Source organism: Streptomyces sp. NPDC054866 (assembly GCF_053610745.1).
In genome coordinates this window covers 21,616-46,713 of the sequence record NZ_JBSGZA010000004.1, presented here as the reverse complement: position 1 = coordinate 46,713, position 25,098 = coordinate 21,616, and the positions used below count along the sequence as shown (strand labels likewise).

Annotated in this window: 31 protein-coding genes; 12 read left to right on the top strand and 19 right to left on the bottom strand. The window is 71.2% G+C overall.

Annotated features, from left to right (window positions below; genetic code table 11):
• Positions 1–9: 9 nt before the first annotated feature.
• A complete protein-coding gene (locus tag ACWGI2_RS20950; protein ID WP_453696834.1) occupies positions 10–852 on the bottom strand; it encodes a membrane protein in 843 nt (280 codons plus the stop codon).
• A gap of 249 nt (positions 853–1,101) precedes the next feature.
• Between ACWGI2_RS20950 and ACWGI2_RS20945 the strand changes: the two genes are divergently transcribed.
• A complete protein-coding gene (locus ACWGI2_RS20945) occupies positions 1,102–1,281 on the top strand; it encodes a hypothetical protein (protein WP_453399991.1) in 180 nt (59 codons plus the stop codon).
• Here ACWGI2_RS20945 and ACWGI2_RS20940 read toward each other — a convergent pair.
• Both ACWGI2_RS20940 and ACWGI2_RS20935 read right to left on the bottom strand, forming a co-directional pair.
• The gene (locus tag ACWGI2_RS20940; RefSeq protein ID WP_453696833.1) at positions 1,278–1,907 is read right to left on the bottom strand and encodes an HAD family hydrolase; all 630 of its coding nucleotides are present in this window, start codon (positions 1,905–1,907) and stop codon (positions 1,278–1,280) included. The genes ACWGI2_RS20945 and ACWGI2_RS20940 overlap by 4 nt on opposite strands.
• An 8-nt stretch (positions 1,908–1,915) precedes the next feature.
• A complete protein-coding gene (locus ACWGI2_RS20935; protein WP_453399993.1) occupies positions 1,916–2,056 on the bottom strand; it encodes a hypothetical protein in 141 nt (46 codons plus the stop codon).
• A 188-nt stretch (positions 2,057–2,244) separates the two neighbouring features.
• Here ACWGI2_RS20935 and ACWGI2_RS20930 point away from each other — a divergent pair, with 188 nt between their 5' ends.
• Together ACWGI2_RS20930 and lnt are read left to right on the top strand one after the other, a co-directional pair.
• Positions 2,245–2,754, top strand: coding sequence for a nuclear transport factor 2 family protein (locus ACWGI2_RS20930; RefSeq protein WP_453696832.1), 510 nt, complete (start codon positions 2,245–2,247; stop codon positions 2,752–2,754).
• Positions 2,755–2,844: 90 nt separating this feature from the next.
• Positions 2,845–4,515: an apolipoprotein N-acyltransferase gene (gene lnt, locus ACWGI2_RS20925; protein WP_453696830.1), complete on the top strand. Its 1,671-nt coding sequence runs from the start codon at positions 2,845–2,847 to the stop codon at positions 4,513–4,515.
• On the opposite strand, the gene ACWGI2_RS20920 is transcribed toward lnt, so the two are convergent.
• Positions 4,439–5,344, bottom strand: coding sequence for a Gfo/Idh/MocA family protein (locus tag ACWGI2_RS20920; protein ID WP_453400047.1), 906 nt, complete (start codon positions 5,342–5,344; stop codon positions 4,439–4,441). The genes lnt and ACWGI2_RS20920 overlap by 77 nt on opposite strands.
• A gap of 246 nt (positions 5,345–5,590) precedes the next feature.
• Here ACWGI2_RS20920 and ACWGI2_RS20915 point away from each other — a divergent pair, with 246 nt between their 5' ends.
• Positions 5,591–6,046 carry a hypothetical protein gene (locus tag ACWGI2_RS20915; protein WP_453696828.1) on the top strand — a complete coding sequence of 152 codons (456 nt, stop codon included), beginning with the start codon at positions 5,591–5,593 and terminating at the stop codon, positions 6,044–6,046.
• 33 nt (positions 6,047–6,079) lie between these two features.
• Here ACWGI2_RS20915 and ACWGI2_RS20910 read toward each other — a convergent pair whose 3' ends face one another.
• From ACWGI2_RS20910 to ACWGI2_RS20880, 7 genes are all read right to left on the bottom strand, one after another.
• Positions 6,080–6,568 (bottom strand): tetratricopeptide repeat protein, encoded by a 489-nt coding sequence (locus tag ACWGI2_RS20910; protein WP_160503640.1) that lies wholly within the window; start codon positions 6,566–6,568, stop codon positions 6,080–6,082.
• A gap of 103 nt (positions 6,569–6,671) precedes the next feature.
• The gene (ung, locus tag ACWGI2_RS20905; RefSeq protein WP_453399997.1) at positions 6,672–7,355 is read right to left on the bottom strand and encodes a uracil-DNA glycosylase; all 684 of its coding nucleotides are present in this window, start codon (positions 7,353–7,355) and stop codon (positions 6,672–6,674) included.
• Positions 7,356–7,448: 93 nt separating this feature from the next.
• Positions 7,449–9,026, bottom strand: coding sequence for an ABC transporter substrate-binding protein (locus ACWGI2_RS20900; protein WP_453400048.1), 1,578 nt, complete (start codon positions 9,024–9,026; stop codon positions 7,449–7,451).
• 197 nt (positions 9,027–9,223) lie between these two features.
• A complete protein-coding gene (locus tag ACWGI2_RS20895; protein ID WP_453399998.1) occupies positions 9,224–9,979 on the bottom strand; it encodes an SDR family oxidoreductase in 756 nt (251 codons plus the stop codon).
• A gap of 22 nt (positions 9,980–10,001) precedes the next feature.
• Positions 10,002–10,763 (bottom strand): 3-oxoacyl-ACP reductase FabG, encoded by a 762-nt coding sequence (fabG, locus tag ACWGI2_RS20890; protein WP_453399999.1) that lies wholly within the window; start codon positions 10,761–10,763, stop codon positions 10,002–10,004.
• Positions 10,764–10,898: 135 nt separating this feature from the next.
• On the bottom strand, positions 10,899–11,300 hold the full coding sequence (locus ACWGI2_RS20885; RefSeq protein ID WP_453696826.1) for a DUF3037 domain-containing protein: 402 nt from the start codon (positions 11,298–11,300) through the stop codon (positions 10,899–10,901).
• Positions 11,297–12,100, bottom strand: a complete 804-nt coding sequence (locus ACWGI2_RS20880; RefSeq protein WP_453696824.1) for a HipA family kinase — start codon at positions 12,098–12,100, stop codon at positions 11,297–11,299. Before ACWGI2_RS20880 ends, ACWGI2_RS20885 begins: the two co-directional genes overlap by 4 nt.
• Positions 12,101–12,190: 90 nt before the next feature.
• Here ACWGI2_RS20880 and ACWGI2_RS20875 point away from each other — a divergent pair, with 90 nt between their 5' ends.
• Complete coding sequence (locus ACWGI2_RS20875) at positions 12,191–12,649, top strand: Rieske (2Fe-2S) protein (protein WP_453696823.1); 459 nt, start codon at positions 12,191–12,193, stop codon at positions 12,647–12,649.
• Positions 12,650–12,659: 10 nt separating this feature from the next.
• Here ACWGI2_RS20875 and ACWGI2_RS20870 read toward each other — a convergent pair whose 3' ends face one another.
• Positions 12,660–13,301 (bottom strand): cysteine hydrolase, encoded by a 642-nt coding sequence (locus ACWGI2_RS20870; protein WP_453400003.1) that lies wholly within the window; start codon positions 13,299–13,301, stop codon positions 12,660–12,662.
• A 194-nt stretch (positions 13,302–13,495) separates the two neighbouring features.
• On the opposite strand from ACWGI2_RS20870, the gene ACWGI2_RS20865 reads away from it, so the two are divergent.
• The gene (locus tag ACWGI2_RS20865; RefSeq protein WP_453400004.1) at positions 13,496–13,975 is read left to right on the top strand and encodes a pyridoxamine 5'-phosphate oxidase family protein; all 480 of its coding nucleotides are present in this window, start codon (positions 13,496–13,498) and stop codon (positions 13,973–13,975) included.
• On the opposite strand, the gene ACWGI2_RS20860 is transcribed toward ACWGI2_RS20865, so the two are convergent.
• Positions 13,976–14,881 carry a LysR family transcriptional regulator gene (locus ACWGI2_RS20860; protein ID WP_453696821.1) on the bottom strand — a complete coding sequence of 302 codons (906 nt, stop codon included), beginning with the start codon at positions 14,879–14,881 and terminating at the stop codon, positions 13,976–13,978.
• Between the two features lie 38 nt (positions 14,882–14,919).
• Here ACWGI2_RS20860 and ACWGI2_RS20855 point away from each other — a divergent pair, with 38 nt between their 5' ends.
• Complete coding sequence (locus tag ACWGI2_RS20855) at positions 14,920–15,939, top strand: DMT family transporter (protein ID WP_453696819.1); 1,020 nt, start codon at positions 14,920–14,922, stop codon at positions 15,937–15,939.
• On the opposite strand, the gene ACWGI2_RS20850 is transcribed toward ACWGI2_RS20855, so the two are convergent.
• Positions 15,930–17,261: an aminotransferase class I/II-fold pyridoxal phosphate-dependent enzyme gene (locus ACWGI2_RS20850; RefSeq protein WP_453400007.1), complete on the bottom strand. Its 1,332-nt coding sequence runs from the start codon at positions 17,259–17,261 to the stop codon at positions 15,930–15,932. The two genes, ACWGI2_RS20855 and ACWGI2_RS20850, sit on opposite strands and share 10 nt — an antisense overlap.
• Positions 17,262–17,296: 35 nt before the next feature.
• On the opposite strand from ACWGI2_RS20850, the gene ACWGI2_RS20845 reads away from it, so the two are divergent.
• Positions 17,297–18,013: a pyridoxamine 5'-phosphate oxidase family protein gene (locus ACWGI2_RS20845; RefSeq protein WP_453696817.1), complete on the top strand. Its 717-nt coding sequence runs from the start codon at positions 17,297–17,299 to the stop codon at positions 18,011–18,013.
• The gene (locus tag ACWGI2_RS20840; protein WP_453400009.1) at positions 18,013–18,648 is read left to right on the top strand and encodes an FMN-binding negative transcriptional regulator; all 636 of its coding nucleotides are present in this window, start codon (positions 18,013–18,015) and stop codon (positions 18,646–18,648) included. The genes ACWGI2_RS20845 and ACWGI2_RS20840 overlap by 1 nt, the downstream gene beginning before the upstream one ends.
• 304 nt (positions 18,649–18,952) lie before the next feature.
• Here the strand turns inward: ACWGI2_RS20840 and ACWGI2_RS20835 are convergent, their stop codons facing one another.
• The 3 genes from ACWGI2_RS20835 to ACWGI2_RS20825 form a co-directional block, all read right to left on the bottom strand.
• Positions 18,953–19,903 (bottom strand): DMT family transporter, encoded by a 951-nt coding sequence (locus ACWGI2_RS20835; protein ID WP_453697682.1) that lies wholly within the window; start codon positions 19,901–19,903, stop codon positions 18,953–18,955.
• A 163-nt stretch (positions 19,904–20,066) separates the two neighbouring features.
• Positions 20,067–21,083 carry an EamA family transporter gene (locus tag ACWGI2_RS20830; RefSeq protein ID WP_453400010.1) on the bottom strand — a complete coding sequence of 339 codons (1,017 nt, stop codon included), beginning with the start codon at positions 21,081–21,083 and terminating at the stop codon, positions 20,067–20,069.
• Positions 21,084–21,167: 84 nt separating this feature from the next.
• On the bottom strand, positions 21,168–21,785 hold the full coding sequence (locus tag ACWGI2_RS20825; RefSeq protein ID WP_453696815.1) for a Clp protease N-terminal domain-containing protein: 618 nt from the start codon (positions 21,783–21,785) through the stop codon (positions 21,168–21,170).
• 215 nt (positions 21,786–22,000) lie between these two features.
• Between ACWGI2_RS20825 and ACWGI2_RS20820 the strand changes: the two genes are divergently transcribed.
• Positions 22,001–22,171, top strand: a complete 171-nt coding sequence (locus ACWGI2_RS20820) for a hypothetical protein (protein ID WP_453400012.1) — start codon at positions 22,001–22,003, stop codon at positions 22,169–22,171.
• A 48-nt stretch (positions 22,172–22,219) separates the two neighbouring features.
• Here ACWGI2_RS20820 and ACWGI2_RS20815 read toward each other — a convergent pair whose 3' ends face one another.
• Positions 22,220–23,035 (bottom strand): putative protein N(5)-glutamine methyltransferase, encoded by an 816-nt coding sequence (locus ACWGI2_RS20815; RefSeq protein ID WP_453696813.1) that lies wholly within the window; start codon positions 23,033–23,035, stop codon positions 22,220–22,222.
• Between the two features lie 305 nt (positions 23,036–23,340).
• On the opposite strand from ACWGI2_RS20815, the gene ACWGI2_RS20810 reads away from it, so the two are divergent.
• Positions 23,341–23,769 carry a type II toxin-antitoxin system Rv0910 family toxin gene (locus ACWGI2_RS20810; RefSeq protein WP_453696811.1) on the top strand — a complete coding sequence of 143 codons (429 nt, stop codon included), beginning with the start codon at positions 23,341–23,343 and terminating at the stop codon, positions 23,767–23,769.
• A gap of 94 nt (positions 23,770–23,863) precedes the next feature.
• On the opposite strand, the gene ACWGI2_RS20805 is transcribed toward ACWGI2_RS20810, so the two are convergent.
• Positions 23,864–24,484 (bottom strand): PadR family transcriptional regulator, encoded by a 621-nt coding sequence (locus tag ACWGI2_RS20805; RefSeq protein WP_160503658.1) that lies wholly within the window; start codon positions 24,482–24,484, stop codon positions 23,864–23,866.
• Positions 24,485–24,665: 181 nt separating this feature from the next.
• On the opposite strand from ACWGI2_RS20805, the gene ACWGI2_RS20800 reads away from it, so the two are divergent.
• Positions 24,666–25,097, top strand: coding sequence for a hypothetical protein (locus tag ACWGI2_RS20800; RefSeq protein ID WP_453696809.1), 432 nt, complete (start codon positions 24,666–24,668; stop codon positions 25,095–25,097).
• The last annotated feature ends 1 nt before the right edge of the window (position 25,098 follow it).

Sequence of the window (25,098 nt, the reverse complement as noted above, 5' to 3'; positions counted from 1 at the left end):
TCCGGGTGGTCACATGTCGTCGCGCATGTCGCCACGCATGTGGCTGCCCGTGTCACCGCGGGTGTCACCGCGCATGTCACCCCGCATGTCGCTGCGCTCGCGCTCCTGCACGGGCTGGTTGGCCATCGCGTCCTGGCGGCCGGCCTGGTAGGCGCTGACGCTGCCGCGGGCCTTGGCCGTCTCGACCTCCGCCGTGCTCAGCCAGCGCTCCCAGCGCTGCCGCATCGGGCCGATGAGGCCACCACCCACGCCGACGATCAGGATGCCCGCACCGGCCGCGAGCGCGGCGTACAGGACGGGCTGGGTGACCGTCGTGGCGATGCCCGCCTGACCGAGCGCCGCGATCACACCGAGCGCGACGATGCAGGCCCAGACGATCGTGCCGATGGTCTTCCCGTACGACATCGAGGACAGGGCGCTGGTGACGATGTCGCGTACGACGTTGGCCACCGCCATGGCGACGACCATCAGGACGATGGCGACGACGGCCCGCGGGATCCAGGCGACGATGCCGTCGAGCATGTTGGAGACCGGGTTGCTCCCGAAGACGCCGAAGGCGATCTGCAGGGTGACCAGGAGCAGGGCGAAGTACACGACCTTGCAGACGATCCCCGTCATGTCGTACTTGGAGTTCGCGAACATCCGGGACGCGCCCGCACGTTCGGCGAGCCGCTCGGATCCGACCTTGCGCAGAACCCGGTCGAGGACCTTGGCGATCATCTTCGACACGAACCAGCCGATGGCCAGGACGACCAGGAAGCCGATCAGCTTCGGCACGAATTGCGCGACCTTCGACCAGGCGTCGTTCAGGCCCTGGGTGAAGTCCACGGAGAGACTGATGTACTGGGACATGAGTGGTCCTCCACTCGGTGGGCCCCGGCCGCCACTACGGCGTCAGGGCGATGAATCCCCCACGGCGCGCGGCTTCCGGCGCGTCCCTTCTCCCCTGGATATCAGGGGCCACGGCCGGGGACCGCCCGGTGATGCGCCGTACGGGTGACGGCGTGTGACGGGCCCGGCCGCTTGTGCATCTGCTCACTTGGAGGATCTGCCCAGTAGCTGAGAGTTCCGATTGTCGTAGCTATCCCCTAGGCTTGACGCATGCCCTTAACCCCTCAGCCCCGTGGTTCCGTGCGGTCTGCCGCGGAACTGAACGAGCGAATCCGCGGTCTGTGGATGCGTGCCGGAGGACGCCTCTCGGCCGAACAGCGCCGTGAGTACGAACAGTTGGTGACGGAGTGGGCTGCCGCCGTGCGCGAAGAGGTCGTCAAAGCGGCCTAGGCCATGAACTCCTCTATCGCCCAGGCCGTGAACTCCTCTATGCGGGCGAGGGTTTCCGCCGTGCCGGTGTGCACGTGCCCCGCCATCCCCAGCGCCCGCGCCGCCGCGACATTGCCTGGGGTGTCGTCGATGAACAGAGCCTGCGCGGGCTCGACGGCGGTCAGCCGCAGCGCGATCTCGTAGATCCGCCGGTCCGGTTTGGCGCATCCGGCCTCGCAGGACAGGACGAGGTGGTCGGCGACGTCCAGCAGACCCCCGGCCGACATCCGTTCACGCAGGCCGGGCCAGGTGTTGCTGACCACGGCCGTCGGAACGCCCCGCCTCCGCAGGCCGCGCAGGCACGCCACCAGCTCCTCGTCCCAGCTCTCCCTGGACGCCAGGTCCCCGCGCAGCTCGGCGATCACCTCCGGTCCCGCGCGCAGCCGCCCCCGGACGGTCTCCCACCACGCGTCCTCGCTGACGCGGCCGATGAGGACCCCGGAGTCGTCCCCCTCGTACAGGGCGGCCATGAAGGCGGCGGCCGGGATGCCCAGCCGTCTTCCCCAGGCGGCGGCGACGCCGGGCAGGTACTCGCGGACGAGCACACCGCCGACGTCGATCAGTACGCCGCGGGTGAGCGGGCTCACCCGGCGCGTCACCCCTTGCCCTGACGCGCCTTCCTAGCGATGCGGCGCTTCTGCCGCCCCGTCAGTTCCTTGCGGTTGCCCTGCCGTTTGTACGCCGCGATGCGCTGCTCGTTCTTCACCGGGCCTCCCTCCCAGCTCGGAGTGTCCATGCTCCTGCAAAGCTCCTACGAAGCTCATGCGAACCGCCAACTGCCGGGCATCGTACGACAGTTGGCCCGAGCCCGCCCCTCATCGACCGCACGATACGCGCCGCGTTCCCGCGCCCTTTCCCGCACCCTTTCCGGCACGTTCCTGCACGCCTCTTGGCTGGGAACCCCCTGTGCCCAACACTGACCCGATGACGCAGCGCGTGGAACTCGCCGCCGTGATGGACCGGTTGGCCATCGACTCCCTCATCACCGAGTACGCAGTGACCGTCGACGACGGCGACTGGGACGCCTACCGGCAGCTCTTCACCCCGGACGGACGCGCCGACTACAGCTCGGCAGGCGGTGTCGACGCGAGCGCCGCCGAAGTGGCCGAGTGGCTGGCAGGGACGATGGAGCTCTTCCCGATGCGCCAGCATCTGATCGTCAACAGGAGGCTGCGGTTCGGGACACTCGACCAGGACATCGGCGACACCGCGCAGGTCCAGGCCGACTACGTGAACCCGATGCGGTTCACCTCAGGCGAAGGCGAAGGCGAGGGCGGCGACGGCGCGGCGTCCGCGGCCCCGGACTTCATCTGCGGCGGCCGCTACGCCTTCTCGGCGCTGCGTACGCACCAGGGCTGGCGGCTGCGCCAGGTGACGGTGCAGGAGAAGTGGCGCCAGACACAGCAGCGATCACGGACCCGCACACCCGGCTGAGAAAACGCATGGCAGGCGCACTGTCCTAGATCGTCCGGGGCGCGCACACTGGAGGCACGACCGGGCGTCGGGGACCGAGGGAGGCGCTGCATGGATCCGCTCAGCGACGACCGGGACCGGCGGTGGCCACGCCTCTCAGCCGCGGGGCCGCTCGCTTCGGCCCGATGGCGCGGCGCCTTCGCCATCGCCGCCGGCGCGCTGCCCGCCCTCGCCTTCCCCGCCCCGTCGCTGTGGTGGTTCGCGTACGTCGCGCTCGTGCCCTGGATCCTCCTTGCCCGCTCGGCGGAGAGCGGGCGCAGGGCGGCGCTCGACGGGTGGCTCGGCGGCATCGGGTTCATGGTGGCGGTGCATCACTGGCTGCTGCCGAGCCTGCATGTGTTCACCCTCGTCATCGCCGCGCTGCTCGGCCTGTTGTGGGCGCCGTGGGGCTGGATGGTGCGGCGCCTCCTGGGCGGGGTGGTCTCACCGGGGCGGACGGCGGCCGCGCTGGTCGTCCTGCCGTCCGGCTGGCTGATGGTCGAACTGGTCAGGTCCTGGGAGGGGCTCGGCGGCCCATGGGGGCTGCTCGGCTCCAGTCAGTGGCAGGTCGAGCCCGCCCTGCGCCTGATGTCGGTGGGCGGGGTGTGGCTGGTCAGCGCCCTGATCGTCACCGTGAACACCGGGATCGCGGCGCTCGTCGCGCCCCACGCCGCCGCGCGCCCCACCAGTACGTCACTTACGGCCGCCGCCAGGGCGGTCCCCGCCACCGCCGGGCTCGTGGCCGTGGCCGCCGTGGCCACGTCCGCCTGGGCGTGGGCGCCGCGCCCCGAGCCCGCGGGCCGGATGCGCGTGGCCGTCGTCCAGCCGGGTGTCATCGACGGGGTCGGCAGCGCCGACAAGCGGCTCGCGCGCGAGGAGGAGCTGACCCGCGACCTGGCGGGGCGGGACCTGGACCTCGTCGTCTGGGGCGAGAGCAGCGTCGGCTACGACCTCGCGGACCGCCCGGACGTCGCCCGGCGGATAGCGGCGCTGTCCCAGGAGGTCGGCGCCGACATCCTGGTGAACGTGGATGCCCGCCGCTCCGATCGGCCGGGCATCTTCAAGAGCTCCGTCCTCGTGGGCCCCGAGGGCCCGACCGGCGACCGCTACGACAAGATGCGGCTCGTCCCCTTCGGCGAGTACGTCCCCGCCCGCTCGCTCCTCGGCTGGGCGACGTCCGTGGGCAAGGCGGCGGGCGAGGACCGCAGGCGCGGTGAGCGTCCGGTGGTGATGAAGGTCGGGGACGGCCTGAAGGTCGGTCCGCTGGTGTGCTTCGAGTCGGCGTTCCCCGACATGAGCCGTCATCTGACGCGCGAGGGCGCCCAGTTGCTGCTCGCGCAGTCGTCCACCTCGACGTTCCAGTCGAGCTGGGCGCCCGAGCAGCACGCCTCGCTCGCGGCGGTGCGGGCCGCCGAGACCGGCCGCCCCATGGTGCACGCCACGCTCACCGGCGTCTCCGCGGTGTACGCCGCGGGCGGCGAGCGGGTCGGAGCGCCGCTCGGCACCTCGGCGAGCACCACGGCGACGTACGACATACCGCTGGCCGAGGGCGTCACGCCGTACGTCCGGCTGGGCGACTGGCCCGTGCACGCGGCACTCGGCGTGCTCACGGTGCTGTGCGCGGCCGAGGGCGTGCGTTCCCTGCGGGGGCCCGCGAAGGGGCGGCTCAGGCAGCCTGCTCCTGAGCCGCACGGACCACACGCTCGCACAGCTCATGGGTCGCCAGCGCGTCCCGGGCGCTGAGCACCTTGCCCGCGCGCACGGCGTCGAGGAACGCGAGCACCACCTGCTCGATGCCGCGCTGCCTGGCCACCGGCACCCAGTCGCCGCGCCGCCGCACGCTGGGCTGGCCCTTGTGGTCGATGACCTCGGCGAGGTTGAGCACCTGCCGCTTGGTGTCCTGACCGGACACCTCGAGGATCTCCTCGGTGGAACCGCTGAGCCGGTTCATCACGCCGAGCGCGGTGAACCCGTCCCCCGCCAGCTGGAGCACGACATGCTCCATGAGCCCGTCCTGGACGCGGGCGCGCACGCCGACGTGGTCGATCGGCCCCGGCGCGAGGAAGCGCAGCGTGTCCACGACGTGGATGAAGTCGTCGAGGACGAGCGTGCGCACGTCCTCGGGCAGACCGACGCGGTTCTTCTGCATCAGGATCAGCTCGCGCGGGTGCTCGACGCACTGCGCGTAGCCGGGCGCGAAGCGGCGGTTGAAGCCGACGGCGAGGCTGACCGCACGCTCCTCGGCCAGCCGCACGAGCCGCTCCGAGTCGGCGAGTTCGTACGCGAGGGGCTTGTCGACGTAGGTGGCCACGCCCGCTTCGAGCAGCCGCGTGACGATCTCCGGGTGGGCGGCGGTCGAGGCGTGCACGAAGGCGGCGTCGATGCCCTGGGCGAGCAGCGCGTCCAGGTCGGTGTGGCAGCGCTCGTCGGGGATGTGGTGGACGCCCGCGACGCGGGCGAGGGTCGCGGGCGTGCGCGTCTGCAGGTGCAGTTCGACCCCCGGCAGGGTGGTGAGCACGGGCAGATACGCCTTCTGCGCGATGTCACCAAGTCCGATACAGCCGACCTTCACCACTGTCCTGTGTCTCCTCTACCGCCGCATGAGTTCCGCCAGCAGCATACTGCCGGGCAATCGGGTGGGTGGGCGGGAAAGATCCGCCGCGAAGCGGCGGCCCAAACCGAAGTCAACCCGCAGACAAAACCCCCGCCCCCCAGTCCCCTCCGCTCCCCCCGCCGGCCAGAGGCGCCCTCACCCATGCGGGCCAACTTCCCCCCGTTCCCTCGCCGAAAGCACCCCCCACCCCTCAGAGTTGCGCGAATGCACCGAACCACGACCACCGCCACGCTCCTGGCCTCCGTGGCGGTCACCGCCCTCTCCGGCTGTGTGAGCGTCGAGCGGCAGCCCGCCCCGGGACCGTCCGCCGCGAGCGCCCCGCCCCCGGCGCCCCGCACCGACGGCGACTCCCGCCCGCGGGTCGTGGAAGCCCCCGCCCGCGAGGCACTGGAGCTCATCGGACCGCCCCGCGACCCGGCGCCCCGCGCCACCGGTACCGCCCCGACCGTCCCCGCCGCACCACCCCGCTCGGCGAGCCCCGAGCGGCGTTCGGAGCCACCCCCGCGCCGCCACGACCGCCGCCCCGAGGCCGCCGAACCGCCTGCTCTTCCCACCGCCGCGCCCACGGTCCCCGACCTCTGCGCCCTGGGCAAGCAGTACGGCGGCTGGCAGCCGGGCAGCCCCGAGGCAGTCATCTGCCAGGACGCCTACGGTCATTGAACCCGCACCGCACACGCCCCCCCCGGCCGGGTCTCACTCCACCTCGCTGCCCTCCCCCAGTTGCAGCTCCAGCCTCCCGATGGCCGCCCGGATCCCGTCCCCGTATCCGTCGTCCCCCAGCGCCCCGACCGCGCCCCGCGCCCGCCGGATGTGGTTGCGCGCAGCCTCGGGGCGCCCCAGCTTCGCGTAGTCCGCGGCGAGGTTCAGGTGCAGGGACGGGTAGAAGCCGCGGACCGCGATCGAGTCGTGGTGTTCGTGCAGGCGCTCGTCCGTGAGCTCGTCCGCCGCCGACAACGCCCGTAGATCCCACGCCAGTTCGTCCGACGGGTCCTCCTGCGTGTCCGCCATGTAGTGCGCGAGCGTGCAGCGGTGCAGCGGGTCGCCCTCCTCGCCGATCTCCGACCACAGACCGAGGAAGCGGCCCTGCGCCTCCTCACGGTCGCCCCCGTGGTGCAGCATGACCGCCTGCCCGATCCGGGTCATCATGGCGTCTTCCGCCGCCTGCTCCTGCTGCTCCGCCACCGGGTCCTCCACACTCGTACGCCCATCGTGCACACCGCTCTCGACGCTATCCGCCCCCGCCGAGAATCGCGGACAGGCGCGATCCAGTGTCGATCGGCCGACCTCAGCCCAGGTCCGGAATGCGCCAGTCGATCGGCGCATGCCCCTGCGCCGCGACCGCCTCGTCGATCTGCGTGAAGGGGCGCGAGCCGAAGAACCTCTTCGCGGAGAGCGGCGAGGGGTGCGCGCCCTTCACGACCACGTGCCGCTCCTCGTCGATCAGCGGGAGCTTCTTCTGGGCGTAATTGCCCCACAGGACGAAGACGGCGGGGTCGGGGCGCTCGGCCACCGCGCGGATCACCGCATCGGTGAACTTCTCCCAGCCCTTGCCCTTGTGGGAGTTGGCCTCTCCCGCGCGGACCGTGAGCACCGCGTTCAGGAGCAGGACGCCCTGCTGGGCCCACGGCATCAGATAGCCGTTGTCCGGCACGGGGTGGCCGAGCTCTTCCTTCATCTCCTTGTAGATGTTCCGCAGCGAGGGCGGTGTCTTCACGCCGGGCCGCACGGAGAAGCAGAGGCCGTGCCCCTGCCCTTCGCCGTGGTACGGGTCCTGACCGAGGACAAGGACCTTGACCTGGTCGTACGGCGTCGCGTCGAGCGCTGCGAACACTTCGTCACGCGGAGGGTAGACGGGCCCCTTGGCCCGCTCTTCCTCGACGAAATCGGTGAGCTCCTTGAAGTAGGGCTTCTGCAGCTCCTCGCCGAGGACTCCGCGCCAGGACGCGGGCAGCATGGCGATGTCGGTCACGTCAACAACCTCCGGTGTGCGGTCACTTCTCACCACAGAACCTACCGGCGGCCACTGACAATCGACCCGTCGCCCGCTGCCCGCGGCCTCCCGCTACCAGCTGGTCTTGCGCTGCAACTCCCACATCATCATGATCGCCGAGGGGTCCAGGGCGCGCTCGCCGCCCGCGATCTCCTCGCTCGCCATGATGTACTGCTTGCCCTGCCACAGCGGCAGCAGCCGCGCGTCGTCGACGAGGAGCTGCTGGGCCCGCTCGAAGTCGTCGGCCACCGCGCCCCGGTCGGCCTCACGGCGCGAACGCGGCAGCACCTCGTCGGTGATCTCCCGTGACGGATAGGGCGTGTTGAGCACGTTCTTCGTGCCGATGAACGGCGCGATGAAGTTCTCCGCGTCGGGGAAGTCGGGGAACCAGCCACGGCCGAAGACCGGGTACTCGCGCTTCTTGGTGCCCGCGTCGAACTCGGTCCAGGGACGGCTCTTCAGCGTGATCTTGAACAGGCCCGAGTCCTCGAGCTGCCGCTTGATCTCCTTGAACTCCCCCGCGGTCGCCGAACCGTATCGGTCGGTCGTGTACCAGAGCGTGAGCGGTACGGGTTCGTTGATGCCCGCGCTCTTGAGGATGTTCGCGGCCTTGCTGTCGCTGGGGTCTCCGTAGTCGTCGAAGAAGCCCGTGCCGTGCCCGGTGAGCCCCTGGGGGACCATCGAGTACAGCGGCTCGACGGTGTCCTGGTAGATCTTGTGGGCGATGGCCGGGCGGTCGATGACCTGGGCGAAGGCCTGGCGGACCGGCTTCTTCCTGGCCCAGGGGTCGTCGGGATTGAACACCAGGTAGCGGATCTCGGTGCCCGAGCCCTCCACGAGCTGGATGCCTTCGCGCGCGTGCTTGTTGGCCTGCATCTCGACGATGTCCTCCGCCGCGAGCCCGCGGAAGGTGACGTCGATCTGCTTGTTCTTCAGGGCCTCGACCATGGTGGCCGACTTCTTGAAGTAGCGGATCGTGACGGCGTCGTTCTTGCGGTCGGCCGCGCCCTTGTAGTGGCCGTTCTTGACCAGCTCCGCCCGCTCGCCTGGCTTGTACGACTCCAGGTCGTACGGCCCCGAGCCCGCGATCGAGGTGCCCTCGCGGAGCTTGTCCGCGGGGTACTCGCTGGGGTCGACGATCGACATGGCGGGCGTGGAGAGCACGAACGGGAAGGTGGCGTCCGACTTCTTGAGCCGGAACGTGACCGTCCGGTCGCCCTTCGTCTCGACCGAGCCGAGCGACCCGAGCAGCCCCGTGGGCCCGCCCTTCACATCGATGCGCCGCATGCGGTCGAAGGTGTACTTGACCGCCTTCGCGTCGAGCGCGTGGCCGTTGGAGAACTTGAGGTCCTCCCGCAGCTCGCAGGTGAAGACCTTGTTCGTCGCGTCGGTGAACTTGCAGGACTCGGCCGCGTCCGGCTCGGGCTCGGCCGCCCCGCTGGGGAAGCTCAGGAGCGTCTGGAAGACGTTGCGGTACAGCTCCCAGGAGCTGTCCCAGGCGGCGGCCGGATCGAGGGTACTGGGGGCACTCATCGTGCCGACGGTGATCTGACGCTCCTCGTCGGACTCGTCCGACGAGAAGATTCCGCATCCCGAGAGAAGGGATATGGACACCAGCGCCGCGGCCGGCCGCAGGCCCCGGCGGGGCAGCCCGGCCAGGCCACGGAGACCCGCCGCCGCCACCAGGCGAACTTCACTGAACACGCGCACGCTCCTCGATCGGCCATGCCATGGGTCGGCAGACAATATCGCAATGCCCCGCCGGGCCAACTCGCGGCGCCGACGGGGCACTTGATGCGCGTGTACGTCCCTTTTGAAGGGCGTACCTGGCGATTGTTCGCCCTTCGTCAGCTGACGCCCGCATTGAGGAAGATGCCGCCATCGACCACGAGTGTCTGTCCCGTGATCCAGTCGGACTGCCCGGACGTGAGGAACGCCGCGGCGCCCCCGATGTCCTCGGGCACACCGAGCCGCCCCAGCGGGTACGCGGCGGCGGCCTCCGCCTCACGGCCCTCGTACAGCGCCTGGGCGAACTTGGTCTTGACCACGGCGGGCGCGATCGAGTTGACCCGCACCTTCGGTGCGAACTCGTGCGCGAGCTGCAGGGTGAGGTTGACCATGGCGGCCTTGCTCATGCCGTACGCGCCGATGAAGGGCGAGGGGGCGACACCCGCGACGGAGGCGATGTTCACGATCGCACCGCCGTTCTCGCTCTGCCAGGCCTTCCAGGTCTGCTGGGCGAAGCCGAGCGCCGAGATCACGTTGGTCTCGTAGACCTTGCGCGCCACATTGAGGTCGAGCTCCGCGATCGGCCCGAACACCGGGTTCGTACCGGCGTTGTTGATCAAGAAGTCGACCCGTCCGAAGGCCTCCATGGCGCGCTCGACGGCGACCGCCTGGTGGGCCTCGTCGTGGGCCTTGCCCGCGACGCCGATGACGCGGTCGGCGCCGAGCTTCTCGACGGCCTCCTTCAGCGCGTCCTCGTTGCGTCCGGTGATGCACACGCGGTCACCGCGGGCGACGAGCGCCTCCGCGATGCCGTAGCCGATGCCGCGGCTCGCGCCCGTGACGAGCGCGGCCTTTCCGCTGTCCTGCACAGTCATCTCCGCATCCCTCCGGGAAGAACTAGTTGAGCGGGCCGCCGGCCACGTACATGACCTGTCCCGATACGAAGCCCGCCTCGTCGCCCGTGAAGAAGGCGATGGCGTTGGCGATGTCCTCGGGGCGGCCGACGCGCTGCACCGGGATCTGCGTGGCGGCCGCGGCCTGGAAGTCCTCGAAGCCCATGCCGACGCGGTCGGCGGTGGCCTTGGTCATCTCGGTGACGATGAAGCCGGGGGCCACGGAGTTGGCGGTGACGCCGAACTTGCCGAGCTCCTTGGCGAGGGTCTTCGTGAAGCCCTGGAGTCCCGCCTTGGCCGCGGCGTAGTTCACCTGGCCGCGGTTGCCGAGCGCGGAGGACGAGGAGAGGTTCACGATGCGGCCGAACTTGGCGTCCACCATGTGCTTCTGGATCGCGCGGGACATCAAGAACGCACCGCGCAGGTGCACGTTCATGACCATGTCCCAGTCGTTCGCGCTCATCTTGAAGAGGAGGTTGTCGCGGAGCACACCGGCGTTGTTCACGAGGATCGTGGGCGCGCCGAGCTCGTCGGCGATCCGGGCGATGGCCGCCTCGACCTGAGCCTCGTCGGACACGTCGCAGCCGACGGCGATCGCCTTGCCACCGGCAGCGGTGATCTGCGTGACGGTGTCCTTGCAGGCGGCCTCGTCGAGGTCGATCACCGCGACGGCGCGGCCTTCGGCGGCCAGGCGCACGGCGGTCGCCGCGCCGATGCCTCGCGCTGCTCCGGTCACGACCGCGACGCGCTGCTCAGTGGTGGACATGCTGGTTCTCCTCGCCCTTGGGATGCGGCTCTACGGTACGCCCCGTTGGTGAGCGACCGCTTAGTACCTTCAGCTGAACGAGACGCTAGAAGCCCTGGCACCCGGTGTCAACGGCACACCGGGTGCGTGTGATTCTTACTTGACCAGGAGGTCCAGGAGTCGGTCCAGCTCTGCGGCAGGATCCGCCGTGAGGCCCGTGTGCACCGGCCCCGGCTGTACGACGGTCGAGCGCGGCGCGATCAGCCACCGAAAGCGCCGCCCGGCGTCGTCCCGCTCGGCCTGGCCTGCCCCTTCGCCGCCCGCGCAGATCCGCTCGACGGCGCCGAGCGCGGCCCTGATGCCCCCGAGGTCGGCTTCCGGGTCCAGGGTCCGCAGCTTGTCCTCGTCGAGATGCGTACGGGCGGCCACGAAGGACTTGGCCCGGCAGTAGACCACCACGCCCGCGTTGAACTGCTCCCCGCGCTCCACACGCGGCACGACGCGCACCAGGGCGTACTCGAAGACGTCCCGCACGGTCGGCGCCGGCTGCTCGGTCACTGGTTGGCACCCTTCCGCTGCGGCCCGGAGAGGCTCTCGGGCAGCTGGATCCGTTCGTGGATGGTCTTGGCGCGCGGCAGCAGTGCCGCCACATAGGCACGGCGTACGGCGTCGGGGTCGTCGAAGCCCGGCTCGTCCGCCAGCCACGCGTCGGGCACGTCGGCCGCGGCGGCGGTGAGCAGCTCCTCGGTGACGAGCGGGGCGAGCTCGGCGGCGGCCGTGGCGATGTCCGGCCCGAAGGGGGCGAGGGCGTGGTCGGACGCGTCGTACGGCTTGGCGGCGGCGGTCTCGGCGGTGCGCCAGTTGTGGTGCCAGATCATGCTCGCGCCGTGGTCGATGAGCCACAGGTCGCCGTGCCAGAGGAGCATGTTCGGGTTGCGCCAGGAGCGGTCCACGTTGTTGATGAGCGCGTCGAACCACACGACGCGGCCCGCCTCGGCCGCGTCGACGTCGTACGCGAGCGGGTCGAAGCCGAGCGCGCCGGAGAGGTACTCCATCCCGAGGTTGAGTCCGCCGCTCGACTTGAGCAGTTCCTGCACCTGCTGATCGGGCTCGCCGAGGCCGAGCACCGGGTCGAGCCAGACCTGCGCGAGGCCCGGCACCCGCAGCCCGAGGCCGCGCGCCAGCTGCCCGCAGATCACCTCGGCCACGAGCGTCTTGCGGCCCTGTCCGGCCCCGGTGAACTTCATGACGTACGGCGCGTACGTTCCCCGGCCGTCGGCGGCCTCGACGAGGCCGGGGAGCGATCCGCCCTCCCGCAGGGGCGTGGCGTAGCGGACCGCGGTGACTTCGGTGAGCATTGCCCCAGGTTAATGCCGGTCCGAACTGGGCTCGCGCAAGAAGTGCTTGAGGGCTTGAACACAGCGGCGCGCGGCCTCGTACCACCAGACATGACCCTTTCGAAAGAACCTCTTCCCCAGCTCTCCCGCCGTTCGGTCGTCTCCGCGGCGGGCGTCGTCAGCCTGGCCGCGGCCCTCGCCGCCTGCGGTGAGAGCGACGACGGTTACGACTCCGACGCGGCCGCGGAGCAGACGCCCGACGAGGCCGCCGGTGGCGCGGCGGGGGCCGCGCTCGCCAAGACGTCGGACATCCCTGTGGGCGGCGGCAAGATCTTCAAGGAGGAGGGGGTGGTGGTGACCCAGCCGACGAAGGGCGAGTTCAAGGCCTTCTCGAACCGTTGCACTCATAAACAGTGTCCGGTGACGAGCGTGGAGGGCGGCACCATCAACTGCCCTTGTCACGGCAGCAAGTTCTCCATCACCGACGGGAGCGTGAAGGCCTCCCCGGCGCCGAAACCGCTGCCCGCCGCCGAGATCAGCGTGGACGGCGACTCGATCACCCTGGCCTAGGACATCTTGATCACACCGGCCGGGGACGCTTCCAGCTGCCGAGGACCTCCTCGGTGGTGGCGATGGTGGCCACCAGGGCGAGCGTGTTGCGGATCATCGCGGGTGCATAGTCGGAGGGGACTCCCGCGATGGCGTCCGAGGGCACGACGGCGGTGTAGCCCAGGTTCACGGCGTCGAAGACGGCGTTCGGTATCGCCACGTTCGCCGAGACCCCGGTCACCAGGAGGGTGCGGCAGCCCAGGTTGCGCAGCAGCGGGTCGACGTCCGTGCCCGCCAGGGGCGAGAGCCCGTGCAGCCGCCGTACGACGAAGTCCTCATCGGCCACCTCGATGGGCGGTGCGATCCGCACCGCCCTCGTCCCGGAGAGCTGCTGCACGGGCAGTCGCCCCGCGGCACGGAAGAGGCGGGCGTTGCGGTTGGCGCCGCGCCCGTCGGGGCGGCGTTCGGCGACGGCGTGCAGGACCTGGACGCCGGCCTGGTGGGCGGCGGAGACGAGCCGCGCGACATTGGCGAGGCAGCCCGACGAGCGTGCCTCGTCGGCGAGTTCGGGCAGTGCGCTCTCCGTCCCCACCACGCCCTGCTGGCACTCGACGGTCAGCAGCACGGTGGTGGCGGGGTCGAGGAGTTCCCTGAGCTGTTCCTGCGGCGGCATCGCTCCCCCTGTCCGGATAGTCCGGGTCGAACGGGTCGAACGGGTCGGCCCGGGCGGCCGGCGCCCGGGATGCGCGGAGGTTAGCCGCCATTGCGCCACGGCGGAAGAGACCGCATGCTTTCCCCACGCACCGTCCTGACGGGTTGTCAGTTTCGGTTGTGCGCCCACCTTTTCCACTTGCCACGGGAGGACCGATGGCCGTCACACAGCGCCGGGGCCGCAGGATCATGATGTCGCCGGGCGAGCTCGACGCGTTCCTCACCGAGGAGCGCACCTGCCGGGTCGCCACCGTGTCCGCCGACGGCGCACCGCACGTCAGCGCGCTCTGGTTCGCCTGGGACGGCACGTCCTTGTGGCTGTTCTCGATCACCCGCAGCAAGCGCTGGGCGGACCTGCGCGGCGACCGGCGCATCGCCGTGGTCGTCGACGCGGGCACGGAGTACGGAGAGCTGCGGGGCGTGGAGCTGTCCGGGACGGCGGACTTCGTCGCCGAGTCACCGCGCGTGGGGGACCCCTGCCCCGAACTCGAAGCCCCTGAGCGGCTGTTCAATCAGAAGTACTTCGGGATGGACACGATGCCGTACGACGGGAAGCACGCCTGGATCCGGCTCACGCCCGACGCGATCGCGTCCTGGGACTTCCGGAAACTGGCCGACCTGCAGCCCCGCCCCTGATCACCGGCCCACAGCCTCCCCCGCCACCTGGAGCGCCTCCACCGCCGCCCTGATCGAGGGGCGGCGGTCGGCGTCCGCGCGCCACACCACGTACACATGGCGGCGCACCCGGTGGCGCACCGGAACGGTCCTGACCCCGGCCGGCATCGGATCTCGCCCCAACTGGGGTGCCACGCACACGCCGAGGCCCGCGGCCACCAGCGCGAGCTGGGTGTGGTGCTCCTCCGCGCGGTGCGCGATCCGCGGCTCGATGCCCTTGGCGCGCAGCGTGAACATCAGCCACTCGTGGCAGAACTCCCCCTCCGCCCAGGCGATCCACTCGTCGTCCGCGAACTCCTCCAGGTCCACTTCGGCGCGGTCGGCGAGGGGGTGCGCCGCGGGCATGGCGACATCGGCGGGGTCGTCGAGGAGGGACGCCTTGACCAGGCCTCCGGGCATCGGCAGCGGTTTGTTGTACCAGTCGAGGACGACCGCCAGGTCGATGTCGCCGCGCACCACGGCGGCCACTCCGGGCTGCGGCTCCATCTCCTGGGAGCGGACGCGCAGGCCGGGGTGTCCGGCACGCAGGGCGGTGAGCGTGGCGGGCAGCAGGCCGCGCATCGCCGTGGGGAACGCGGATATCCGCAGCTCGCCGACGGCCTTGCCGCGCTGTTCCTCCAGGTCGGCCTTGGCGAGTTCGACCTGGGAGAGGATGCGCGCGGCATGCTCGGCGAGCAGCCGTCCGGCATCGGTGAGGCGCACTCCGCGGCCGTTCTTGGCGAGGAGCTGCTGGCCCACCTCGCGCTCCAGTTTGGTCATCTGCTGGGAGACGGCCGACGTCGTGACGTGCAGCCCGGCCGCGGCGCCGCTGACCGAGCCGTGCCGGGCGAGTGCGTCGAGCGTGCGCAGGCGCTCCAGGTTCAACATGTAAGCGATGCTACGCGGTACTGGGCAGCTAATTTCGCTTGTTCTACGAGGTCGGAGGCTTCAATGTGACGTACATGCGCGTCACCACCACCCCTCCCGGCTCCTTCGCCACCGCTTCCCCCGCCACCGCTGAACCCGCTCGACCGAAGCGCCGCCGCGCCCTCGGCTGGCGCCTCCGCTTCGGCATCCTCTCGCTGATCTGGGGCTTCAGCTTCCTGCTGATCAAGGTCGGCACGGAGGGCTACGCCCCCTTCCAAGTCACCCTGGGGCGCCTGCTGTTCGGCACCCTGGTCGTCGCCGCCGTCCTCGTGATGAAGCGCGAGCGGCTGCCGCGCGGGGCACGGACATGGGCGCACCTCACGGTCTCCGCGCTGCTGCTCAACGCCCTGCCGTTCTCGCTCTTCGCGTACGCGGAGCTGACGATCCCGTCCACGCTGGCCGGCATCTGCAACGCGACCTCGCCCCTGTGGGGCATGGCGCTCTCCATGGTCGCGCTCTCCGAGGACCGGCCGACGCGGCGCAGGGTCGCGGGGCTGGGCATCGGCTTCCTCGGCGTGCTCACGGTGCTCGGCGCCTGGCAGGGCTTCAGCGGCATCGACTTCCGTGGCACGTCGCTGGCGCTGCTCGCCTCGCTGAGCTATCCGGTCGGCTGGATCTACGTGCGCCGCACCCTGGCGGGATCCGGTCACTCGAACCTCTCGCTGACGGGCGCACAGCTGCTGGTCGCGACCGTCGAACTGGCCGTCGTGACGCCGTTGTTCACGTCGTTGCCCACGCACTTCCCCGTCGTGTCGCTCCTCGCCGTCGTGGCACTGGGTGCCGTCGGCACCGGGCTCGCCTTCCTGATCCAGTACGGCCTCGTCGCCGAGGTCGGTCCGACGACGGCCCAGATGGTCACGTACTTCGTCCCGGTCATCGCCACCGCGGCGGGCGTCGCCGTGCTCGGCGAGTCCCTGAGCTGGTCGACGCCGGTCGGCGCGGTGATCATCCTGGCGGGTGCGGCGCTCACCCAGTCCAGGCCCCGTGATCGCGCGCGGAACCGGCCCGATCACTCATAGCGCCGCGCGGGGGCGGGCCCGGTGGCGGAGGCGACGGCGTCCGCCACCACCTCGATGTCCGCGTCCCCGAGCGTCGACACCGTGATCCGCACCCCGGGCCGCGCGCTCATCCGGAAGCGCGCCCCCGGAGCGACGGCCCACCCCGCGTGCAGCAGCCTGGCGACGGCCCCGGTCTCGTCCGGCACGGGCACCCATACGTTCATGCCGCTGCGCCCGTGCGCCGTGACGCCCCGCCGGGCGAGCGCGGCGATCAGGGCGTCACGCCGCTTCCCGTAGGACGCGGCCACCTCGCCCGTGTCCACCGCCCCGTCCGTCCACAGCCGCACGACGGCGCGCTGCGAGACGTGACTCACCCACCCGGGGCCGAGCCGCTGCCGCCCCTGGACGCGATCGACGGTGACGGCGTCCCCCGTGAGCAGGGCGAGGCGCAGGTCAGGGCCGTACGCCTTGGCCGTGGAGCGAATGAAGGCCCAGCTGCGGGTCACGCCCGCCAGCGGATGCAGCGGCAGATCGACGATGGCATGGCCGTGGTCGTCCTCGACGAGCAGCACGTCCTTGTGCGCGGAGAGGACTTTTCGCAGTGCACGCGCGCGTGGGGCACTGATCGCGGCGCCGGTCGGGTTCTGGGCGCGGTCGGTGACGATGAGCGCCCGTACGCCGCCGCGCAGCGCGGCCTCCACCTCTGCGGGCAGCGGCCCGTCGTCGTCGACGCCCACCGGGACCGTTCGCAGTCCGAGCACCGGCATCAGATCGAGCAGGCTGCCCCAGCCGGGATCCTCGACCGCGACGGCGTCGCCGGGCTTGAGGTGGGCGGCCAGCACGCGCTCGATGGCGTCGAGCGAACCGGAGGTGACGGCGACAGGACCGTCCGGCACTCCGTCCTCGTCGAGGGCCACGCGCGCGTGGCGGGTCATTTCGGGGTCCACGGCCTCCTCCCCGTACAGCACGGGACGCCGGTCGCCCTCGGCGGCGGCCGCCGCGAACGCCTCGGCGAGCGGCGGAAGCAGCGCCGTGTCCGGATTGCCGTTCGACACGTCACGCACACCGTCCGGCACGTCCACGCGGATCAGCTCACGCACCGTCGTCGCGGGCTTGGGGCGTACGCGGCTGCCGCGCCGCCCCGCCGTCTCGATGACACCGCGTTCGCGCAGCGTGCGGTAGGCGGCAGCCACCGTATTGGGATTCACCCCGAGCCGCTCCGCCAACTCACGCATCGGCGGCAGGAGTTGACCCGGCTCCAGGTCTCCGCCCCCCACCGCACGCTCCACGCTGGCAGCGATCTCAGCTGCGCGCCGGCCTTCGATCCGATACTCTCCTAGCACAAACCAGATTATGCACTAGTGCAATGGAGAAGGCAATGAGCGTCGCATCCGAGTCCGGCATCGAGACCGGCGTCGAGACCGCCACCGACACCGCCTCGTACGCGCCGACCGACCTCACCGTCCCCACCCGCGGGCGGGACCGTGCCGCGTACGACCAGGAGTTGGTGCACGCGATACTCGACGAGGCCTACGTCTGCCACCTCGGTTTCGTGCGCGACGGCGCCCCCGTCGTCCTGCCGACGCTGTACGGCCGGGTGGGCGAGCGCCTGTACGTGCACGGTTCGACGGGATCCAGGCCGCTGCGGATGGCGGCCGCCGCCCCGCAGGAGGATCCGGGCCTGTCGGTCTGCCTGACCGTCACCCACGTCGACGGCCTGGTCCTTGCCCGGTCGGCCTTCCACCACTCGATCAACTACCGCTCCGTGGTGATCCACGGCACCGCCCACCAGGTCACGGACCCCGACGAGAAGCGCGCCGCCCTCGACGCGCTCGTCGACCACGTCGTGCCGGGCCGCTCCGCCGACTCCCGCCCCGCGAACGCGAAGGAGCTCGCGGCGACCGCCGTACTCAGCCTCGACCTCGCCGCGGTCTCCGCCAAGGTGCGCACCGGCGGCCCGAACGACGACCCCGAGGACCTCGACCTCCCCCACTGGGCCGGCGTCGTCCCGCTGCGCAAGGGCCACGACCCGCTCGTCCCTTCGGCCGACCTCACCCCCGGCATCGACGTACCCGACTACCTGATCGAACTGTGATGCTGATCCACCCCTGGGACGCCCCACGCTCCGACGCCGAGTGGCAGCACTGGCTCGCGGACCACGACTTCGGCCAGCTCGCGGTGAACGGCCTCCCCGGAGAGCCGCCGCACGTCCAGCCCGCCCACTTCGCCTTCGAACCCGGCCACGGCCCGCTCGGCAGGGTGATCACCCACCTGGCCCGCCCCAACCCGCTGTGGCCCGCGCTCGAAGCCGATCCCGAAGTGCTGCTCAGCGTGGTGGACGACTACGTGTACGTGCCGGGCCCCTGGCAGGCGCCCCCGGACACCCCGCCCGAGCACGGCGTGCCGACGAGCTTCTACGCCGCCGTCCAACTCCGCTGCACCGCCCGCATCGTGGACGCCCCGGAGGAGAAGGCCGAGCTCCTCAACCGCCAGGTCGCCCACTTCCAGCCGGAGGGCGGCTCGGCCCCGGCAGCGGTGGGCGAGGCCCCCTTCGGCCGCATGCTCTCCGGCATCCGCGCCCTGTGCCTCGAAGTGACCGACGTACGAGCGAAGTTCAAGTACGCCAGCCACAAACCACAGGAGGTCCAGGACCAAATAGCCACAGCCCTGGCGAACCGCGCCGGCCCCCACGACGCGGCAGCGCGCACCCACCAACTACGCCGCCGCTGACCGCCCCGCGAGGCTGGGACATATACGCCACCGCCACGCGGGCACGACCAGCCCCACCGCAGTGGCAGCTCTCGCGGAACGCGACAGCGCCAGCACAGCGAACACGCCGCCGCCGAGCACCCCGTCAGGGGCGCGGGACTGAGACATATGCAGCTCCGGAGCGCGGGACTGACACACATACGGCCCCGCCACGCGGGCACGACCAGCCCTACCGTCCCGCGATTCCACCACCGCACGTCCACCTGAACCCCGAGAGACAGCATCCGCGGGGCGCGGCCAGACCGGCCGCGCCCCGCGAACACACTCAGGCCAGCACCGTCTCCCGCCGCACAGCAACCGTCTCCGCGACCGCGAGGCCCGTCACCGCCGCCAGCATCACCAGGGTGCCGAGCACCGTCGACACGGTGAGTTCCTCGCCGAGCAGCACGACCGCGATGACCGCCGCGCTCAGCGGCTCCAGGAGCGTGATCACCGAGACGGTCGCGGACCGGATGACGGCGGCGCCCGCGAAGTACAGGGCGTAGGCGACCGCCGTCGGGATCACGACGATGTACAGCAGGTAGACGCCCATCCGGGCCGGTTCCGCGGCGTGCGGCACGAGCCCCTCCACCGCGGCGAGCGGCAGCAGGCAGACGGACACCACGGCGAACGACCAGACCGTCGTGTCGGCCGAGTCGGCGCCGCCGTCCCGCCCCCACCACCGCGTCAGCAGCGTCATCGCGGCGTACGCGGCCGCCGAGAGCAGCCCCCACCCGACGCCCAGCGGACGCACGCTCGCCTCCCCGCCGCCCAGGACGAGCACCACGAGCCCGGCAAGCGCCCCGCCCACCGCGACGACACCGCCGCGCCCGAGCCGCTCCCCCATGGTCAACCGCGCCCCGATCGCGATGAGTACGGGCCCTGCCCCCATCGTGACCACCGTGCCGACCGCGAGTCCGGTCGACTCGACGGCCGCGAAGTAGGCGGTCTGGAACACGGCGAGGGCCACGCCGGTCGCCACGATCCGCGGCAGCCTGCGCCGCAGCGGCGCGCCCACGGCGGCGCCCACCGACCGGCGGCGCGAGCGCACCAGACGGACGGCGAACAGCAGCACGAAGCCGCCCGCACAGCGCCAGAAGGACAGGCTGACCGGCCCCATGTCACTGGCGTTGAATACCAGCGCGGCGGCGGCACCGGCGGTGCCCCAGGCCGTACCGGCGATGATCAGATAGAAGAGGCCTCGTCCGACGGACAGGCCGGAGGCAGCAGTCGACACATTCGACACGTGAGTTCTCCGCAGAAAGGAAAGAAGGTCCCTGGCTCCGTCTGCGGGCAGCGTCGTTCCACCCGGCCACCGGCCGGGTGTGATCCAGGAGGGTGCCCGCGCCTAAGCGGCGGGGGGCGGAAGAACGAGCGCGCGTGAATGCATGATCAACACCCTAAACGGCAGTACCGGTTGACGACAACTGTTCTTCCGGCTCCGGCAGCCCGCCCGCGGCCGGCCCCTTGCGCGGCTTGGCGGGCGTGGACGACTGCGCGATGAACGCCCCGGCGAGCACCACGGCGCCCCCGATGATCTGCGGTGCCGACAGGTGCTCGCCCAGCATGACCCAGGCGAGCACAGTGGCGATGACCGCTTCGAGACAGGCCACGACACCCGCCACCTGCGGCGAGAGCCGACGCACCGAGAGCACCCCGGTCACGTACGCCACGACGGTCGCGAGGAGCACGATCCAGCCGATGAGCAGCCACGCGGGCACGGCCGTGCCGTCCATGTCCGCGCTCCCGGCGAGCACCGACCAGTCCATGCCCCAGGGACGCGCCACGACGGTCAGCACCACGGCACCGATCAGCAGTCCGTACGCGATGACGCCGAGCGGGTCGGGAGCGTCGTCGCCCGCGTCGCTGCCCTGGTCGGACAGGACGAAGTAGCCGACCTGGCAGCACGCGGCGCCCAGCGCGAGCAGCAGCCCCACGGCGTCGAAGCTCAGCCCGGCCCACACCTCGACGACACAGGCGAGCCCGCCGACAGCGAGCACCACGCCCACCGCGGCCGCACGCGTCACGGGCCGCCGCTGCACGAAGCGCACCCAGCCGAGGACGAGCGCGGGCGCGAGGTATTCGACCAGGAGCGCGACACCGACGGGGATACGGGAGATCGCGGCGAAGTAGCAGGCCTGGACACCGGCCACGGCGAGCAGGCCGAAGCCGAGGAGGAGCGCGGGCCTGCGGAGCAGCAGCCCGCGATGACGCCAGGCGACCGGCAGCATGACGAGGGCGGCGCCCGCCACCCGCAGCCACACCACGTGGAGCGGGTCGAGGCCCGCCTCGATCAGCGGCTTGGCCGCGACGCCCGAGCCACCGAAAGCGATCGCCGAGCCAAGGGCTAGCCCCAGGCCGACGCCTCTCCCCCGGCTTGGCCGCGAGCCTGTGTGATTCCCCTGAGACGCTTGCACCGGCACATCATGACAGGACGTGTCATGAGCGTCACCCCCGATAGACCCTGTCTCAATCGGCGGACGTCCCGGCGTACGGATCCGCTACTGATCGGCGCACTGATCCGCGTACTGATCCGCGTACTGATCGTCATCGATCCGCCGGAGGACCACCCGGGCATCGGCCCCTGCCCGCCTCAGGACCTCGACCGCGCGGCAGTCCGGATCGGCGAGGAGCGCCGCCAGGAGATCGATGCCCAGAGCCCGCGGTTCGCCACGGCGGTCGGCCCGCTCGATGGCCGCCTCCATGGCGGCGCTCGCGGACGGCGACCAACCCGCCTCCTTCATACGAGGGTTCACGGGGGGCGCGGGGTTAACGGGATTCACGGGAGTCACAGGGGCGGAGTCGCCCGCCCGCACCATCGGCACCGCTCCGGAGTCCTCGACCGTCCCCTGCCACTGCAGGCCGTAGCCGATGCTGCGCTGGACCAGGTAGCCGAGGAGCCGCACCACCTGCGCCCCGTCGTCGAAGGCAGCCCGCACGCCCGGGTCGGTCTCCATGAGGGAATGCAGCAGATGCGCGGTGTCGATCTGCCGGTCCCCGTCCCGTACGGCACGCCGGCGCGCGCCGGCCACCACCGACGTCAGCGCGGCGCTCAGTCGGGAGTCGGTCTCTGCTCGGGTCGGGCCGGGCTCGGCGCCCCGCGGAGTACGGCTTTGCACATCTCTCACCCCATCAGTCCCCTGCGGCGGCGTCATCGGCGGCGGGAAGCATCTTCGCGTCCGACACAGGTTGGGTACGCATGAGCGGCTTCTCCTCCTTACGGATGAGATCTGGCTGTTCTTCCCCGAGGGGCGCGCGCCGCCTTGATTCGCGCCGGGCACGCAACCACGGCGCACCGGCCGCTCGTCTTTCAGGTATGGAGTGCAGGTGCTGGATGGTCGCGCTGCCCGCGATCGACGGCAGGCAGTACGTGTACCGGGTGTACGCACCCGAAAACGCGCTGCCCGCCGACCTCTTCTGGGAAGCCTGGCACTGCCACGACGAGGGCCCCTTTCCGAGGGCGTGCGATCTCTTCGACGCGGCAGTGATACGCAGGGTGGGCTGACGCCTGCACGCCTGCACGCCTGCCCGGACAAGCCCCACCTGGCGCCTGCTAGGAGGGCCGCGTCCCGATGACGACCGTCGCGTACATCTCCTCGTCGCTCACCGACCGCGGCGCGAGGCCGCCCTCGGCGACCGCTTCCAGCGCGTACGGCACCTGGCGCTCGCTCGTCTCGAACAGCAGCCGGCCGCCGGGAGCGAGCCAGCGCGCCGCGTCCGCGGTCACCCGCCGCAGGACGTCTAGCCCGTCCGCTCCGCCGTCGAGCGCCACCCGCGCCTCATGGACACGGGCTTCCGGCGGCAGCAGACCGACCTCTTCGGTGGGTACGTAGGGGACGTTCGCCAGCAGTACGTCGACGCGGCTCCGGAGGGCGTCGGGCAGCGGCTCGTAGAGGTCGCCCTCGTACACCCGTCCCCCCACGTCGGCGACGTTGCGCCGCGCGCACCGCACGGCGGCGGGGTCGATGTCCGCGGCATGCAGCTCGACCCGGTCGACGGACGCGCCGAGCGCGGCCCCGAGCGCCCCCGAGCCGCAGCACAGGTCGACGACCACGGCACCGGGCCGGGCGAGGGCCGCGGCCTGCTGCACGAGGAACTCGGTGCGCCGCCGGGGCACGAAGACCCCCACGTCCACGGCGATCCGCAGACCACGGAACTCCGCCCAGCCCAGGACGTGTTCGAGCGGCTGACCGGTGACGCGCCGCTCCACCATGGCGGCGAGTTCGGCGGGGTCACGCGCGGTGCTGATGAGCAACTCCGCCTCGTCCTCGGCGAAGACACAGCCGGCGGCACGCAGCCTGGTGACGATGGCGGCGGGAGTGAGGGGCGTTATGGACGGTGACGCGGGTGAGGAAGGTGAAGCCGACATGAGAAGAGAAACCTTTCGGGACGCCTGTGGGGCTCCCTTCGGTCACCTATGCCGGGTGAACCGCGCGGTCGCGAAGAGGGAGCACCCGACCTGCTACTGCGGTAATGGGGCTCACCTCCTGGGTCCGTCTCCCCGCGTCCGTCACGGGGAGGGCAACAGTACCCGACCCGGTTCCGGGCGGCATGGCCGGAGCGTCCACAGCATCTGACGGTTCATCAGTATTGAATGTTCCGGGCCCTGCGGCTACGTTCCGCGACACCGCAGCTGCGCCCCGCCGCAGCGCCCGAAAGGAATGGGGTCGTCGCATGGCCGAAGTCAGCGCGGAAGCACGGATCGAGGCGCCCGCCGAGAAGGTCTGGGCCCAACTCACCGACTTCTCCTCGTACGGCGAGTGGAACGCCACGCACACGAGTTTCCCGAACGGCGCTCCCACCACGCTGGAAGCGGGCGGCACGTTCGCGGAGAACATGAAGCTGATGGGCTTCCCCGCCGAGGTCAACTGGACGATCGAGGAGCTGGAGAGCGAGCGCACCCTCGCGATCAAGGGCAAGGGCCCGATGGGCGTCACGGTCGGCACCCGCTACACCCTCTCCCCCGAGGGGGACGCGACGAACGTACGCATAGACGGGGAGTTCACGGGCGCGGCGGTCTCCTTGATGGCGGGCAAGCTGAAGGACTCGGCGACGGCCGCGCTGAACGAGTCGCTGCGGAAGCTGGCGGCTTTGGTGACCTGACCCTGACTCACGGCTCCCTCGCACGCAAAGAGGCGCCCCACACGCGAAGTGCGGGGCGCCTCAGAAGCGGTGGGGACCATCGGCCCCCACCGGCTCAGTCCTCATCGGCGAGGATCAGGTACAGCTTCTTACGGGCGTCGTTGATGACCGTGAGAGCCTTCTCGCGCTGCTCCTTGCTGCCGGTCTTCCAGACCTGGCCGAACGCCTCCATCAGACCGAAACCGGCCTGCCGGATCTCGCTCAGCGCCTCCCAGTCGACCCCGCGCCCGGCTTCTTCCCAAGGCGCGTCGGGACCTTCGTCGGCCGCGGTGCGACCGGCATCGGTGAGCGAGAAGAGCTTCTTGCCGCCCTCGCTCGCGCTGCTGATCAGGCCCTCGTCCTCCAGCAGCTGGAGGGTGGGGTAGACCGAACCGGGGCTGGGCTTCCACGCCCCGCCGCTGCGCTCGGCGATCTCCTGGATCATCTCGTAGCCGTGCATCGGCCGGTCCTTCAGGAGGGCCAGGATCGACGCGCGTACGTCACCGCGCCTCGCCCTGCCTCGCGGACCGCCCCTGCCGCCGCGGCCACCCCAGGGACCACCGGGTCCACCGGGTCCGCCGAAGCCGGGCCCGAAGGGACCGAACGCCGCGCGCCGCCCCTCGAAGCCGCCGCGGCCCTCATGGCCGGGGCCGCACTTTCCACGTCCGTGCTCGTGTTCATAACCGTGGGAACGCATCGCCATCACTCCTCTTGTGTCAGTGATCAACCGTGTAGTCGGTGATCAGTCGCGATGCGTCAACGATATATCGGAACTGTTCGCCTGACAACCCCCTCCCTCTCATCGAGGTTCGATCACCGCCAGGAGGGCGCGGATCAGGCCGCATAGGGCGTGGATCAGCCCGCGTACGCTCGGCCCCGTGCCCCGCGATCCGAGAAAGCCCCGCCGGTTGGTCGCAGACGGGCGCGCGTACCTGTGGACGCTCCGCCACAGCCACCGCGTGCTGGACAGCGGCCGATCCGCGGATTGCCGCCAGACCCTCACCCTGTATCCGCAGCCGACCGGGAGCGGCGCCCCGCTGCGTATCGCCTTCGCCGATGGCCCAGGCCGGTACGTCCCGGGTGGGTTCCCCATGGGCTCCGGGGACGTGGGCCATACCGGAGGCGACTCTCTGAACCTGCACGAACCGGGCGCCGTCCGGGCCCTGCTCGACGTCGCGTCGGCCCGCGGGTGGCGGCAGCCAGGAGGGCAGCCGGGAGGAGGGCAGCCGGCGGTCGAGGTCGACGGATGGACCCTGCTGGAGGCCGCGGTCGCCGCGGTCGCCGCGCGAGCCCGTGAGGCCGGCCCGTAGC

Excerpts from the sequence above, each read along its gene's own strand:
- ACWGI2_RS20950 (WP_453696834.1), bottom strand. The coding sequence starts at position 852 with ATGTCCCAGTACATCAGTCTCTCCGTGGACTTCACCCAGGGCCTGAAC.
- ACWGI2_RS20945 (WP_453399991.1), top strand. The coding sequence starts at position 1,102 with ATGCCCTTAACCCCTCAGCCCCGTGGTTCCGTGCGGTCTGCCGCGGAA.
- ACWGI2_RS20935 (WP_453399993.1), bottom strand. The coding sequence starts at position 2,056 with ATGGACACTCCGAGCTGGGAGGGAGGCCCGGTGAAGAACGAGCAGCGC.
- ACWGI2_RS20930 (WP_453696832.1), top strand. The coding sequence starts at position 2,245 with ATGACGCAGCGCGTGGAACTCGCCGCCGTGATGGACCGGTTGGCCATC.
- lnt (WP_453696830.1), top strand. The coding sequence starts at position 2,845 with ATGGATCCGCTCAGCGACGACCGGGACCGGCGGTGGCCACGCCTCTCA.
- ACWGI2_RS20915 (WP_453696828.1), top strand. The coding sequence starts at position 5,591 with ATGCACCGAACCACGACCACCGCCACGCTCCTGGCCTCCGTGGCGGTC.
- ACWGI2_RS20895 (WP_453399998.1), bottom strand. The coding sequence starts at position 9,979 with ATGACTGTGCAGGACAGCGGAAAGGCCGCGCTCGTCACGGGCGCGAGC.
- fabG (WP_453399999.1), bottom strand. The coding sequence starts at position 10,763 with ATGTCCACCACTGAGCAGCGCGTCGCGGTCGTGACCGGAGCAGCGCGA.
- ACWGI2_RS20880 (WP_453696824.1), bottom strand. The coding sequence starts at position 12,100 with ATGCTCACCGAAGTCACCGCGGTCCGCTACGCCACGCCCCTGCGGGAG.
- ACWGI2_RS20875 (WP_453696823.1), top strand. The coding sequence starts at position 12,191 with ATGACCCTTTCGAAAGAACCTCTTCCCCAGCTCTCCCGCCGTTCGGTC.
- ACWGI2_RS20870 (WP_453400003.1), bottom strand. The coding sequence starts at position 13,301 with ATGCCGCCGCAGGAACAGCTCAGGGAACTCCTCGACCCCGCCACCACC.
- ACWGI2_RS20865 (WP_453400004.1), top strand. The coding sequence starts at position 13,496 with ATGGCCGTCACACAGCGCCGGGGCCGCAGGATCATGATGTCGCCGGGC.
- ACWGI2_RS20860 (WP_453696821.1), bottom strand. The coding sequence starts at position 14,881 with ATGTTGAACCTGGAGCGCCTGCGCACGCTCGACGCACTCGCCCGGCAC.
- ACWGI2_RS20845 (WP_453696817.1), top strand. The coding sequence starts at position 17,297 with ATGAGCGTCGCATCCGAGTCCGGCATCGAGACCGGCGTCGAGACCGCC.
- ACWGI2_RS20840 (WP_453400009.1), top strand. The coding sequence starts at position 18,013 with ATGCTGATCCACCCCTGGGACGCCCCACGCTCCGACGCCGAGTGGCAG.
- ACWGI2_RS20820 (WP_453400012.1), top strand. The coding sequence starts at position 22,001 with ATGGTCGCGCTGCCCGCGATCGACGGCAGGCAGTACGTGTACCGGGTG.
- ACWGI2_RS20815 (WP_453696813.1), bottom strand. The coding sequence starts at position 23,035 with ATGTCGGCTTCACCTTCCTCACCCGCGTCACCGTCCATAACGCCCCTC.
- ACWGI2_RS20810 (WP_453696811.1), top strand. The coding sequence starts at position 23,341 with ATGGCCGAAGTCAGCGCGGAAGCACGGATCGAGGCGCCCGCCGAGAAG.
- ACWGI2_RS20805 (WP_160503658.1), bottom strand. The coding sequence starts at position 24,484 with ATGCGTTCCCACGGTTATGAACACGAGCACGGACGTGGAAAGTGCGGC.